The sequence below is a fragment of the Rhodococcus sp. NPDC019647 genome, assembly GCF_044389235.1.
Lineage (GTDB): Bacteria > Actinomycetota > Actinomycetes > Mycobacteriales > Mycobacteriaceae > Rhodococcus_F > Rhodococcus_F oxybenzonivorans.
In genome coordinates, this window is the sequence record NZ_JBIRXS010000017.1 from 109,631 (window position 1) to 122,119 (window position 12,489).

11 protein-coding genes and 1 pseudogene are annotated in these 12,489 nt (G+C 65.1%); 3 read left to right on the forward strand and 9 right to left on the reverse strand.

Features of this window, described 5'->3' with window-relative positions; genetic code table 11:
- Positions 1 to 10 precede the first annotated feature (10 nt).
- The 5 genes and pseudogenes from benC to ACH49N_RS25620 all read right to left on the reverse strand — a co-directional run.
- Positions 11 to 1,153 (reverse strand): annotated as a pseudogene (gene benC / locus ACH49N_RS25600) (benzoate 1,2-dioxygenase electron transfer component BenC); the annotation flags it as partial.
- Between the two features lie 36 nt (positions 1,154 to 1,189).
- Complete coding sequence (gene benB / locus ACH49N_RS25605) at positions 1,190 to 1,699, reverse strand: benzoate 1,2-dioxygenase small subunit (RefSeq protein ID WP_358275278.1); 510 nt, start codon at positions 1,697 to 1,699, stop codon at positions 1,190 to 1,192.
- Between the two features lie 14 nt (positions 1,700 to 1,713).
- Complete coding sequence (gene benA / locus ACH49N_RS25610) at positions 1,714 to 3,096, reverse strand: benzoate 1,2-dioxygenase large subunit (protein ID WP_358275276.1); 1,383 nt, start codon at positions 3,094 to 3,096, stop codon at positions 1,714 to 1,716.
- Between the two features lie 171 nt (positions 3,097 to 3,267).
- Positions 3,268 to 4,275, reverse strand: a complete 1,008-nt coding sequence (locus ACH49N_RS25615) for a 2Fe-2S iron-sulfur cluster-binding protein (protein WP_358275274.1) — start codon at positions 4,273 to 4,275, stop codon at positions 3,268 to 3,270.
- A gap of 2 nt (positions 4,276 to 4,277) precedes the next feature.
- Positions 4,278 to 5,489, reverse strand: a complete 1,212-nt coding sequence (locus tag ACH49N_RS25620) for a cytochrome P450 (RefSeq protein ID WP_358275273.1) — start codon at positions 5,487 to 5,489, stop codon at positions 4,278 to 4,280.
- A gap of 211 nt (positions 5,490 to 5,700) precedes the next feature.
- On the opposite strand from ACH49N_RS25620, the gene ACH49N_RS25625 reads away from it, so the two are divergent.
- Entirely contained in the window at positions 5,701 to 6,642 is a 942-nt protein-coding gene (locus ACH49N_RS25625) for an AraC family transcriptional regulator (protein ID WP_317765120.1), read from the forward strand.
- A 20-nt stretch (positions 6,643 to 6,662) separates the two neighbouring features.
- Here the strand turns inward: ACH49N_RS25625 and ACH49N_RS25630 are convergent, their stop codons facing one another.
- Positions 6,663 to 8,279 carry a 4-hydroxyphenylacetate 3-hydroxylase family protein gene (locus ACH49N_RS25630; RefSeq protein ID WP_213576192.1) on the reverse strand — a complete coding sequence of 539 codons (1,617 nt, stop codon included), beginning with the start codon at positions 8,277 to 8,279 and terminating at the stop codon, positions 6,663 to 6,665.
- A 29-nt stretch (positions 8,280 to 8,308) separates the two neighbouring features.
- The gene (locus ACH49N_RS25635) at positions 8,309 to 8,869 is read right to left on the reverse strand and encodes a flavin reductase family protein (protein WP_159923621.1); all 561 of its coding nucleotides are present in this window, start codon (positions 8,867 to 8,869) and stop codon (positions 8,309 to 8,311) included.
- A gap of 165 nt (positions 8,870 to 9,034) precedes the next feature.
- Here ACH49N_RS25635 and ACH49N_RS25640 point away from each other — a divergent pair, with 165 nt between their 5' ends.
- Positions 9,035 to 9,973, forward strand: a complete 939-nt coding sequence (locus ACH49N_RS25640) for an AraC family transcriptional regulator (protein WP_250777042.1) — start codon at positions 9,035 to 9,037, stop codon at positions 9,971 to 9,973.
- A 30-nt stretch (positions 9,974 to 10,003) separates the two neighbouring features.
- Here ACH49N_RS25640 and ACH49N_RS25645 read toward each other — a convergent pair whose 3' ends face one another.
- Positions 10,004 to 10,951, reverse strand: a complete 948-nt coding sequence (locus ACH49N_RS25645; RefSeq protein WP_358275270.1) for an acyl-CoA thioesterase — start codon at positions 10,949 to 10,951, stop codon at positions 10,004 to 10,006.
- A 230-nt stretch (positions 10,952 to 11,181) separates the two neighbouring features.
- Here ACH49N_RS25645 and ACH49N_RS25650 point away from each other — a divergent pair, with 230 nt between their 5' ends.
- Positions 11,182 to 11,676, forward strand: a complete 495-nt coding sequence (locus tag ACH49N_RS25650) for an intradiol ring-cleavage dioxygenase (protein WP_358275269.1) — start codon at positions 11,182 to 11,184, stop codon at positions 11,674 to 11,676.
- 14 nt (positions 11,677 to 11,690) lie between these two features.
- Here ACH49N_RS25650 and ACH49N_RS25655 read toward each other — a convergent pair whose 3' ends face one another.
- Positions 11,691 to 12,461 (reverse strand): IclR family transcriptional regulator C-terminal domain-containing protein, encoded by a 771-nt coding sequence (locus tag ACH49N_RS25655; protein ID WP_317765112.1) that lies wholly within the window; start codon positions 12,459 to 12,461, stop codon positions 11,691 to 11,693.
- Positions 12,462 to 12,489 lie beyond the last annotated feature (28 nt).

A 12,489-nucleotide genomic window follows, 5' to 3' on the forward strand; every position in this document is an offset into this window, starting at 1 on the left:
CTGTGCTGTTCTCGAGTGCCATGCGGGCGTCGAACTGCGCACCCGACTCGGACAGCGGCTGGTGCTCCTCGCCGATCTCGTGCTCGGGCACAGCGGATTCGGGCGTGTCGGCCGGTCGCGGTGCGGGCGTCTCGGATCCGTGGGGGGTCGCCGCGTTGTTGAACTTCTCGAAGTAGAAGTTCGCCGGCGTGATCCCCTCCGACTTCAGGTGGTCGCGGACGGCTTCGACCATGGGCGGCGGCCCGCACAGGTACACGTCGACATCACCGTCGTTCAGATGCGCCGGTTCGAACAGCCCGGTGACGTATCCCTTGTTCGGCGCGCTGCTCGCCGGATCGGACACGCAGTAGTCGAATGTGAACTGCGGCAGTGACTTCGTGTATGTCTCGAGCTTGTCCAGCTCCACCAGATCTGCGTCGGTGGACACGCCGTAGACCAGGTGGACGGGGTGGTCGGCGGCGTCGGTGCGCATCTTGTCGAGGATCGACAGCAGCGGAGCGAGCCCGGTGCCGCCGGCGAGTAACACGGCGCGACGCTTCTGCTCGCGGAGGAAGAAGCTTCCCATCGGGCCGGTGAACTCGAGCGTGTCGCCGACCTGTGCGCGGTCGCGCAGGTATTCCGACATCAGGCCGCCGTCGGTGATCTTGACCAGAAACGACAGTTCCTCGGACGTGGGCCCGGTGCTGAACGAGTACGAGCGCGTCGCCTCGGTCCCGGGCACGGTGATGTTGACGTACTGCCCTGGGAGGAACACCAGATCCTCGCGGTTCGCGATCTCGATCGTGAACCCGATGGTGGTGTCGGAGAACCTGCGGATCTCCGTGATCGTCGACGAGAACGTGCCTGCGGCGGTCTTGGCGACGTCGGAGGTCGTCGGGATCTGCAGCACCAGATCACTTTCCGGCATCATCTGGCACGGAAGGCAGTAGCCCTGCTCCGCCTCGTCGTCGGTGAGCGCTTCCTCGATGTAGTCGCCGCCGTCGTACGTGCCGGATTCGCAGAGCGACTTGCAGGTGCCGCACGCCCCGTCTCGACAGTCGAGGGGGATGTTGATGCGCGCGCGGTAGGACGCGTCGGCGACCGTCTCGTCGCCGTCACACTTGATGAAGCGGGTGATCCCGTCCTCGAAACTCAGTGCAACTTGGAAAGTCATAAAAACAGCTCGATTCGCGAAGAATGGGGAAGAAGATCAGATGTGATAGATGTCGACCACGTGGTGGATGTAATCGTTCTTGAGCACGACCTTCTTCTTCAGGATCAGTGGCTGCTCACCGGAGAAGTCGATGGTGTAGAACGAATTTCCGAAGTACGTGTCGACCGTGTTGTAGCGGAAGTAGAGCGTGAACCAGTTGAACCGGACGTCCACGACATGGCCGCGACGCTCGGTCACCTCGACGTTCGAAATGTTGTGACCGGTACGCGGTTCCGGCAGGCTCGTCGCGCTCGACCTGTCCGTCTTGATGCGGAACACCCGGTCCTCGATGCCGCCGCGGTTGGCGTAGTAGATCAGGGAGATCTCGGTCATCGGGTCGGTGGTCAATTCACCGTCGTCGGCCCACGCCGGCATCCAGAACTCGGAGTCGGGGTGATAACACTCGATCCACTTCTCGAATTCGCGGTCGTCGAGGTAGCGGGCCTCACGGTAGAGGAACTGCTCGATATCGTTTTGGGTGACGGTGTTTTCGGCTACTGCAGTCATGTAACTTTTCTCCCTCAGCGGTTGTTCGCAGCAGCGGCAGCGTCGGCGTCGAGTGCCTTGGTGAGCGCCTGCACCCAGTACCCGTGCTGGATCGGGTAGAGGCCCTCGTCCTCGGTTTTCACACCACTGGAGATGGGGTTGATACCGATTTTCTTTGCATCCTCGTCGGGGCCCCGGAGTTGGTGGGTGACACCGCGGCTGAGGTCGTTGAACGGTGCGGCTGCGGCCTGGTAGGTCTTCTGGCAGGAGCGGAACTCTTCGAGATCATCCGGGGTAGCCATGCCGGTGGCGTTGAAAAAGTCTTCGTACTGGCGGATGCGGGCGGCACGTGCCACCCGGCTCTCACCCTTGGGGGCGATGCAGTAGATGGTGACCTCGGTCTTGTCGACGGAGATCGGACGGAAATGCCGGATCTGCGAACCGAACTGGTCCATCAGGTACACATTCGGGTACAGGCACAGGTTGCGGGACACCCCGATCATCCAGTCGGCGCGGTCCTCCCCGTACTCGGCGACGAGTTCGTCACGACGCTCGTTGAGGGGACGGTTGGCGGGGTCGGCCCACTTGGTCCACAGCAGCAGGTGCCCATTGTCGAACGAGTAGTACCCGCCCTGCTGCTTCGACCACTTGCCGGCGTCCATCGCCTTGGTGGCGTTGGTGGATTCGCCCGACTCCCGACGCGACGTGGTCGCGGCGTAGTTCCAGTGGGTGGCGGACACGTGGTAGCCGTCGGCGCCGTTCTCGGTCTGCAGCTTCCAGTTGCCGTCGTAGGTGTAGGTGGACGCACCGCGCAGCACCTCGAGGCCCTCGGGTGACTGGTCGACGATCATGTCGATGATCTTCGTGGTGTCACCGAGGTGTTCTTCGAGCGGCGGGACATCGGGGTTCAGGCTGCCGAACAGGAATCCGCGGTAGTTCTCGAACCGCGCGACCTTGGTGAGGTCGTGGGAACCGTCCTTGTTGAACTGTTCCGGGTAGCCGGCCCCACGCGGGTCCTTGACCTTGAGGAGCTTGCCGGAGTTGTTGAACGTCCAGCCGTGGAACGGGCAGGTGAATGTGGTCCGGTTGTCCGTCTTCCGCCGGCAGAGCATGGCGCCGCGGTGGCTGCACGCGTTCACCAGGGCGTTGAGTTCGCCCTCCTTGTTCCGGGAGATGACGATCGGCTGACGGCCCATGTACGTGGTGAAGTAGTCGCCGACGTTCGGGATCTGGCTCTCGTGGGCCAAATAGATCCAGTTGCCCTCGAAGATGTGCTTCATCTCGAGTTCGAACAGGTCCTCGTCGGTGAAGACGCTGCGTCGCACCTGGTAGCGTCCGGTTTCCGCGTCCTCGATCAGTGCGTCGGCCAGCTTGGCGCGCACGTCGTCGGACGGCGCTGTATACAGGGTTTCAGTCATGGGATCCTCCAAGATCTCCGGGGGCTTGCGCCCTGCGAGGGCGCCCGGGTCCGGCAATGGATTCCACTCTTGCAGCCTGTGCGCTGCATCACACTAGGTATTTACCGAGTACTGCCTAGGACATGTTCACGATGCGCACACCGGGGCCGGCAACCCCGGTGTGCGCGACGATCAGACGGCCGGGGTGAACTTCTCGCGGAAGATCCGCCTCGGAGCCATACGCCGGCGCTTGAACGCCTTGACGCCGGCGTCGACCATGGCGGGTGGCCCGCACAGGTAACCGGAATAGCCGCGACAGCTGTCGAAATCGTCGACGAATGCATCGGTGACGTAGCCGGTCCGACCGGGCCACATCTGGTCGCTCAGGCATGGCCGGTAGCGGAAGCCGGGGTGCGCGCGTTCCCACTCCTGGAACAGGTCCACGTCGTAGAGGTCGGCTTCCTCGCGCACGCCGTGATACAGATGAACGGTGCGGTCGGGTGTAGCCCTGAGAGCCTGCGCTGCTATCGATTTGAGCGGCGCGAGCCCGGTTCCGCCGCCGAGCAGGATCATCGGCCCGTCGTCGTCGGTGTCGAGGCAGAAGTCGCCGAGCGGACCCACCATGTCGACGCGATCGCCCACACTCAACGGTCCGAAGATCCAGTTGTCGGTGGCCAGCCCGCCGGGTTGGCGGCGAATGTGGAATTCGAGCACTTTCGATTCACTGGGGGAGTTCGCCATCGAGTACTGGCGCCCCTGATCCGAGCCCGGCACCCGTAATTCCACATACTGCCCCGCCGAGAACTCGAGCGGACTGTCGAGAGTGACGAGTAAGCGCCGGGTGTCGCGGGCGATGTCCTCGATTCCGCTGACCGTGCCCACCAGATCCCGCAGGGCATGAACGGTCGCCGCGGGTGCCGAGTCCAGCCGCTCCACCACCGTGTCTCCGCAGGGAGCAGCCTGGCAGGCCAGCGCGAACCCGGCGTCACGCTCGGCCGCACTCAGTGTGCTGTCGGGAGATCTCCGATGATCCACCGAACCCGACACGACCCGCAGTTTGCAGGTTCCGCAGGTGCCCTGGTTGCACGAGTTGGGCATCCAGACGCCGCCGCGGAGAAAGGCGTCGAGGATGGCCTGATCGGGACCGCACTGGACTGTGTCGGTGCCGACGGACACGGTGTGTGTCTCGGTGCGGGTCATGGTCATACCTCCCAGGTGGTGTGCAGTGCTGTCGGGCCGCGGAAACCCCAGCCCCAGAATTCGACGTCGGCGCCGGTGTCCCGTTCGAGGTTGGGGATTGCCTCGAAGAGCTCCTCGAGCCCGATGCGGCACACGTGATTGGCGAAGTAGATACCGGCGCAGGCGTGCTGTCCGGCGCCGAACGCCAGATGGGGCAGCGGTGGGCGGGTCATGTCGTACTCCGTCGGAGCGTCGTAGACCTCGGCGTCGTGGTTGGCGGAGCCATAGGACATCAGGACGACCGAACCCTCGGGCAGGAAGACGTCGCCGACCGTGACATCCTTCGTGCTGATGCGGGCCGTCGCCGACCAGATCGGGGAAGTCCAGCGCATCCCCTCGGAGATGGCGCGCGGGATCAACGCGGGTTCGTCGATCACCGCCTCGAGCTGCTCCGGACGGCTGAACAGGCCGACGAGGGTCGACGCCATTGCGTGCCCGGGCTCCTGCATCGCGCCGAGCAGGAAGACGAAGAGTGTGGGATAGATGTAGTCCCGCTCCCGTACCTGTCCCTCGGGCATCCCGTCGTGCAGCCAGTGGGAGATGGCGCTGTCATCGGGATTGACGATCCAGTTGTCGATCAGGGGGTCCACGATGGCCCGGATCTCGGCCTTCGCGTCATCGCCCTGGATGAAGCCCTCCGGGTTGGTGAACTCACCGTTCTCGTCCACGCCGGCGTTGGTGAAGGAGTTCGACAGCCGGTGGAACCAGTCGCGTAGCGTGTCCGAGCTGACGTCGTTCAGGCCGAGCAGGTCGCCCAATGCTCGGACGCTCACCGGCTCGCAGTACTGCGACACCAGGTCGGCCTTGCCGTCGTTCTCGAACTGCTCCACGTAACGCCGGGCAATGGGGCGGACGAGTGAATCGACCCAGCGGTCCACCTCCGACGGCTGCAGAGCGGGGTCGACCATCGAGCGGAGGTCGCGGTGGATATCGCCGTTGACCCCGATCACCGCGGGGTGGCCGAACGTGCGGCCGCCGGCCTTCGTGATGATCCCCTCGAAGTCGGGGCTGGTGGCGATGGCTCGGCACAGCTCCGCAGTGGTCGCCACGTAGGAGCCGAGAACTGGGAGGTATGCCAGTGGGGCCTCGACGCGCAACCGCTCGTACACGGGGTAAGGGTTGCGTTCGAGCTCCGTCATGGTGATCTCGTCGATCCAGGAAAGGGTCGCAGTCATGTGATTCTCCTTGTTCGATAACAACTTTCGCTGCAGCGGCGGGTGAAGGAGAATGTAGGGGCCAGCTCTCGGGTGCGTCTAGCCGATTCGCGCGACGGCTGGACGATGTGCGCGACTAGTTGTGATTGGTATCTCAGTTATCCTCGACTCAGCGGGACGGCACAGCTTCAATGGAGGTCGGAACGACGTGTGGACGAGGCAGGTGTAGGCGATGGCATCGACGATTACCGAGACTCATGACTGGGACGCGGCGTCGAGGGCGGTGGCCGGTGCGTACTTCCCGCACACGTTGACGGACCTGTCTCCGGACGGCTCCCTGAAACTCTCGATGCGTACCGTCGATTTCGGGCCGGTCACCCTCGGCAGACTGGGCTGGGGTGCGGACGTATCGATCGCCTGCGACTACCCGGGCGCGTACGAGGTCAACATCCCGCTCTCCGGCTCCCTGGAGTCGCGCTCCCCGGTGGGCGACGTGGTGTCGCGGCCCGGTCAGGCGACGGTGTTCCGGGCGAACGAACCCACCCTGATCAGCCGGTGGAGCGGGGATTGCTCGGTGCTCGGCGTCAAGTTCGACAGCGAATACCTCGAACGGGAAGCGGATCGCATACTCGGCACCGACGTGCGCCCGAAGTTGCTGCTGCCCTCCCAGATCGACCTCACCGACGCCTCGGGCAACAGCTGGTTCCGACTGTTGAGGTCGCTGACCGCGCAACTGCGCGAACCATCCGACCTGCTCGCCAATCCGGTAGTGGGACCGCAGCTCGCCGGCGCCATCACCGCAGCCTTCGTCCTGGCAGTCACACCGGATCAGGACGTGCACAGGGCGGCGCCGCGTCCCCGCATCGTCAAGCGCGTACTCGACGGGCTGAACGACGACCCGGCCCGCGCGTGGACGGCGGCAGACATGGCTCAGCTGGCGGGCACCAGCGTTCGCCGGCTGCAGGAAGGGTTTCGCGAGTACGTCGGGCGCAGCCCGTCCGAATGCCTCCTCGACATCCGCTTGAGCCGCGCGGACGCCGATCTGAGGGCGCGGGAGCCAGGTGTCACGGTTTCCGACATCGCTGCCCGGTGGGGGTTTACCCACGCCGGCCGGTTTTCCGCTGCATATCGTCGCAGGTACGGCAAATCCCCGTCAGAGCTCGTGCGTTTCTGACGGGGATTGCGCGTGTGTAGTTACTTGTTGCCGAAGTACGAGACGTCGTCGTTGCCGATGAGGTCCGGCACCGTCCAGCCGTCGAGGTCGTACTCGGCCAGGCACTGCTCGGCCAGGCCCTTCATGGAGGCGACGTCACCACGGTTCTCGGCGGCGAAAAGCAGTTCCGCCTTGACGTTCTCGTGGTTGCCGGAGTAATTCCGCTCGTAGAGTTCGTGGCGGCCGCCGAACTCGGTTCCGATCGAATCCCACAGCGCCTTCATGATTTTCACGCGGTCGACCGCGGTCATGCCGTCCGAGCCGCGAACGTACTTGTCGAGGTACGGACGCACATCGGGACTCTTGAAGTCGGCGGCCGACGACGGCAGGTAGATCAGCCCGGATGCCACATCCTGCTCGATGATCTCCTTGATGCGGGGGTAGCCCTGGATCATGAACATGCGGTAGGTGAGGCCGTATTCGAGCTTGGGGATGACGGTGTCGCCGATCCAGGGCTCCGGGTTGCGTGCCATCGATTCGGTGAGGGACCAGAACAGGTTTCGCCAGCCGATCACTTCACCGACGCGGGTCTGCACGCCTCGGAAGCCGCCCGCTCCCGTGGCGTCGAGTGCCTTCATCAACATGCCGGCGATGAAGTCGAGCTTCACGGCGAGGCGGGTACAGCCCTGAAAAGTGAAGCGGGGCAAGAAGCCCGACTGCGGGAAGAAGCCGTTGATCTTGTCGACGTCGCCGTACATGAACACGTTTTCCCACGGCACGAGGACCTTGTCGAAGATGAAGATGGTGTCGTTCTCATCCATCCGGCTCGACAGCGGGTAGTCGAACGGGGTGCCCATCACCGCGGCGTTCTGGGTGAACGAGGACCGGCAGATCAGCTTCACGCCCGGTGCGTCCATCGGCACCGTGCAGATGAGCGCGAATTCCTTCTTCTTGATCGGCAAACCGTAGTGGGCGATGAAGTTGTAGTTGGTGATCGCCGATCCTGTGGCCACGACCTTGGCGCCGGAGACGATAATGCCTGCGTCGGTTTCCTTCTCCACTTTCATGAACACGTCGCCGACCTCGTCAGGAGGCAGCTGCCGGTCGACCGGCGGGTTGATGATCGCGTGGTTCCAGTAGAGAACCTTCTCCTGCGACTCCTTGTACCAGCGCTCGGCGTTGTCCTGGAACGGCGAGTACAGCTCCTTGTTCGCGTGGAGGGTTCCGAGAAAGGAGGCCTTGTAGTCGGGGCTGCGGCCCATCCAGCCGTAGGTCATCCGCGCCCAGGTGGCGATGGCGTCGCGCTCCTTCAGGAGGTCGTCGGACGAGGTCGGCGCCTTGAAAAACGGCATGGTGACGCCGCCGTTGCCGGTGTCGGTGGGGGTGGTGACCTTATCGACGTGCTCACCGGTGTGCATCGAGTCGTAGAGACGGGCAGTCATGCGAATGGGGTTCCGGAACGCCGGGTGGGTGGTGACGTCCTCGACACGCTCGCCGTGTAACCAGATCTCGCGATCGTCACGCAACGATTCGATGTACTCGTCGCCGGTCATCGGCCGCGACGCGAAGTTCTTCGTGCGATTCACCTCGCTGTCGGCGGCGACGTTGACCTTGGTGCGATCGACGGCGGTGTCGGGGGCGGATTCGGTGGTGGTCATCGAGATGGCCTTTCTTCAGGAAATCGGTATCAGGAGACGGTGTGGAGATGGAACGGAGTGAACGAGGTGGTGGCGTCGAACCAGCCACTGTGCGGGTCGTCCATGGAACCGTTCCAGGCGGCCGAAGCCGACGGGGCGCCGAGGTCGTGGAATGTGCTGCGGTAGAACAGCAACGGATCCTTCCCGGTGGTCTGCGCGTCGACGATCTCGCCGATGAAGATGAGATGGTCGCCGCCGTCGTACTCGGCCCACGGCACGCACGACAGCGTGGCGGCCGAGCCGCAGAGGACGGGGGCGGTGGGGCCGTCCGTCCACGTCGGCTGCGGCTCCTGCGGCCGGCCGGCGAAATGCAGTGCTGTGTCGACCTGGTCGGCGGCCAGGATGTTCACCGCGAAGGGCGCATTGCTGAGGTAGCGGCACGCCTTCGACTTACGGGTCAGCGTCACCTGGCACAGCCGTGGCTCGAGGGAGACGGCGGTGAAGGCGGTGACAGTGGCTCCGTGCGGTTCGCCGTCGGAGTTGCTGCACGTGATGACAGTGACTCCGCTGGCGAACTGTCCGAAAATGTTCCGGAGTTCGCGCTGTTCCATGATCGGAAGCCTCCCTTCGTGTCGGGGCGCTGTTGCGGTGAACACGAAGGTACGACCAGGTCCACCGCGCGTCGATCCGCTGTGCGAGGTGCCGATCCACTTTGCGCAGTGACTCGGATCACGGCGGAAATTGCAATCGATGGTGTCCGCGGTCACACTTGTGCCATGTCGACCACGTCCAGGTTCGTCCGTTCCGATGATTGGGACGAGGCGTCGCACGTGGTGTCGGACGTCTACTTCCCGCACCGCCTGACCCCGCTGAGCAGAGAGACCGCCAGCAATACGGTCGCGGAAGCCGTGGAGCTGGGCCCGGTGAAGATCACCCGCATCGGGTGGGGAGCCGACGTGTCGATCCAGTCGGATCACCCGGGTGCGTACGCGGTGAACGTGCCGTTGTCGGGACACCTGGAGTCGGTGACCGGGAAAACCGAGGTGTCGTCGGCGCCCGGGTCGGGGACCATCTGTCCACCCGACACCACGACGCTCATCACCGACTGGAGCAAGGACTGCTCGATCATCGGGGTGCGGGTCGACCGCGACTACCTCCACAGGGAGATGGCGCGGATTCTGGCGCGGCCCGGACTGCGCCTGCCCCCGCAATTCGATCTGACCAGCGAGAACGGTGCCAGTTGGTTGGCGTTGGTGCGGTCACTCCTCGATCAGATGTTGCGTTCGGACGGTGTCTACGCCAACCCCCTCGTCGCCGAGCAGCTGTCGGGGGCGGTCACCACGGCACTGGTCCTGGCAGCGATACCGGACGACGAGACGGCCGGTGCCGGTACCCGGCCGCGCATCGTCAAGCGGGTCATCGACGAGATCCACGCCGACCCCGCGCGGGCGTGGACGGCGGCCGAGATGGCCGAGATCGCGGGTGTCGGGGTCCGGCGCCTTCAGGAAGGATTCCAGGAGTATGTCGGGGTGAGCCCCCGCGACTACCTGCTCGACGTGCGGCTCGATCGTGTCCACGCCGACCTGCTCCGCGCCGACTCCTCGGCCACGGTGTCCGATGTCGCGATGCGGTGGGGGTTCACCCACACCGGCCGGTTCGCGGCGGCGTTCCGGAAGAAGTACGGGGCGGCGCCGTCGGACGTGCTGCGCGGCTGACGTCGTCTGGTCAGTCGCTGTTCGGCCTGGCTACGACAGGGCACCGATCCGGGCGCGGGCCCGCAGCGCGATGAGTTCCCGGGCGTGTGCCTCGAGCCCGCGATCCTCGTCGGACTGCGGAATCCATTGCCGCACTGCGGTTGCGGCGCCCTCCTCGTCGATCGCGGCGACCACGGTGAGGCAGTGGGTGGTCAGATTCATCTCGCCCGTGCGCGGATCGCCTGATCGCACGTGCACCGAAACGTGCATGGTCTGCGCGCCGGTATGGAGCAGTCGGGCATCGACCTCCACGACGTGACCGATCTGGATCGGCCGGTAGAACCGGACCCCACCGGCGTACACCGAGACGCACGGACCGCCGCTCCAGGCGGTACCGCAGAGGTAGGCGGCCTCGTCGATCCAGCGCATCACCGTGCCACCGTGGGTCTTGCCGCCCCAGTTGACGTCGGTGGGGGCTGCGAGAAATCTCATGACCGACACGGGTGCCGTGCCCTTGTCCGTGTATTCCTGCCTGCTCATCGCCTCTTCGATGTCGGCGCGGAGGCCGACCCGCATGATCGCCTCGTCGGCTTCGGCGTGGTCCTCGGCGGTGACAGGCAGCCACGGCGGGACGCTTTTCGGCTTGCCGGAATCATCGACGGCCACGAAGATCACCAGACAGTTACTGGCCTCGGTGAACTCACCGGTCCGCGGGTCTGCGGAGGACACCGTGCACTGGATGTGCATGCTGGAGCGGCCCGTGTGCACCAGCCTCGCCTCGACTTCCACCAGGTGACCGGACTCGATCGATCGGGTGAAGCGGATGTTTCCCACATAGGCGGTGACGCAGTAGCCGCCACTCCAGCCGACCGCGCACGCGTAGGCGGCCTTGTCGATCCACTCGAGGATGCGTCCGCCCTGGATCGATCCGCCCAGGGTTGCCACCTCCGTGGGGGCCGCGAGGAAGCGGAGTGTGATGCTGCGGGGAGGGGTGTTCATCGATGTGATCCTCGGGGATTCGACGTGGCCGGCACAAAGCGCGAACCGGGGCGGCGAAACGTCGTTGTCCGCCGATGGCGGGGCAATTATCCCACGGATGCCCCGGACCCACCCGTCCCCGATGTGAACGGGCCGCGGGTTGACGAACCGTGTGACTACAAGAACACTCGATAGCGACCGCACAGCGTTCTCACCGTACGCACAGCGTACGACAGTGATCGGATCCGATAATGACCTCGACCTCGACGTCGACCACGTCCGCACCGCACGTGGACCGGGTAAGCCTCGACCACGTCGATCGGGAGTTCTACCTCCCCGCCCAGCGAGTGCTGCCCTGGAAGGCAAACCTCGCGGCACTCCCCGGTGAACCCGGAACTCCGCTGCGCATCACGGGAGTGGTGCGGTCACGCGACGGCGAAACGTTGTCGGGGGCAGAGCTCGAGGTGTGGCACGCGGACGCCGACGGCTGCTATTCCGGGTACTCCGTCGAGATTCTGCGCAACAATCTGCGCGGCATCGTCGTCACCTGCGCCGGGGGTCGCTTCGACATCTCCACCATCAAGCCCGCGCCGTGCGAATTCTCCAGTGTCCCAAGCCGTAACGAGGTGGGTCACATCAACGTGATCGTGCATGCGCGCGGTTACCGCTCGCTCGGGACGCGGGTGGTGCCGCCGCTCGGCGCAACGCAGGAGATGTCCTGCGAATTCGTGCTCGACCCGCTGTAGCCGGACTGCAGCTGTCAGCCCGCGAACCCCATGTCGGAGCTGAGGGCGGCCGCGGCGGCGAGGACGCACGGCACGGCCTGTTCCCGGAATTGCGCGGGCGTATTGCGTGCAGTGGAGGTGGAGCAGGCCACCACGCCCACGACGGAGCCTGCCGCGTCCCGGACCGGGGCGGCCAGCGAGATGAGTCCCTTTTCGAGCTCCTCGGACGTCAACGCGAATCCTTGCTCACGAACCTTGGTGAGTTCGCGTTCGAACTCTGCGGCGCTGCCGATGGTGTCGGGTCCGAGTTTGGCGAAGGTCGACTCGCTGACCACGCGTTCGACGACGTCGGCGGGCGCCCACGCGAGCAGTGCGCGACCCATCGACGTGGCGTACGCGGGGACCCGGGTGCCCACCGAGACGTTGATGCTCATGATCCGGCGGACGGGAACGCGCGCTGCGTAGACCACGTCGGCCCCGTCGAGCACGCCCAGCGAGGCCGACTCCTGCGTTTTCTCCGCCACCTCGAGCAGTCGGGGCATCGCCGCTTCGATGAGGGCGTGCGACTCCGAGTAGTGCTGCCCGATGCTGAGCACGCGGGGGGTGAGCGACCACCGGCCTCCTGAGCCGGCGACGTAACCGAGCTTCTGCAGGGTGAGCAGGATCCGGCGGACCGCGGGACGCGAGAGCCCCGCTTCGGTGGCGAGTTCGGCCAGTGTCGGGTTGGGGCGCTGCGCATCGAAGGCTAGAAGCACCGCGAAGCCACGTTCGATGCTTTGGATGTAGTCGCGATCGTTCTCGGGCATTGCGGCCTCCACCAGCGGTTTCGTCAGG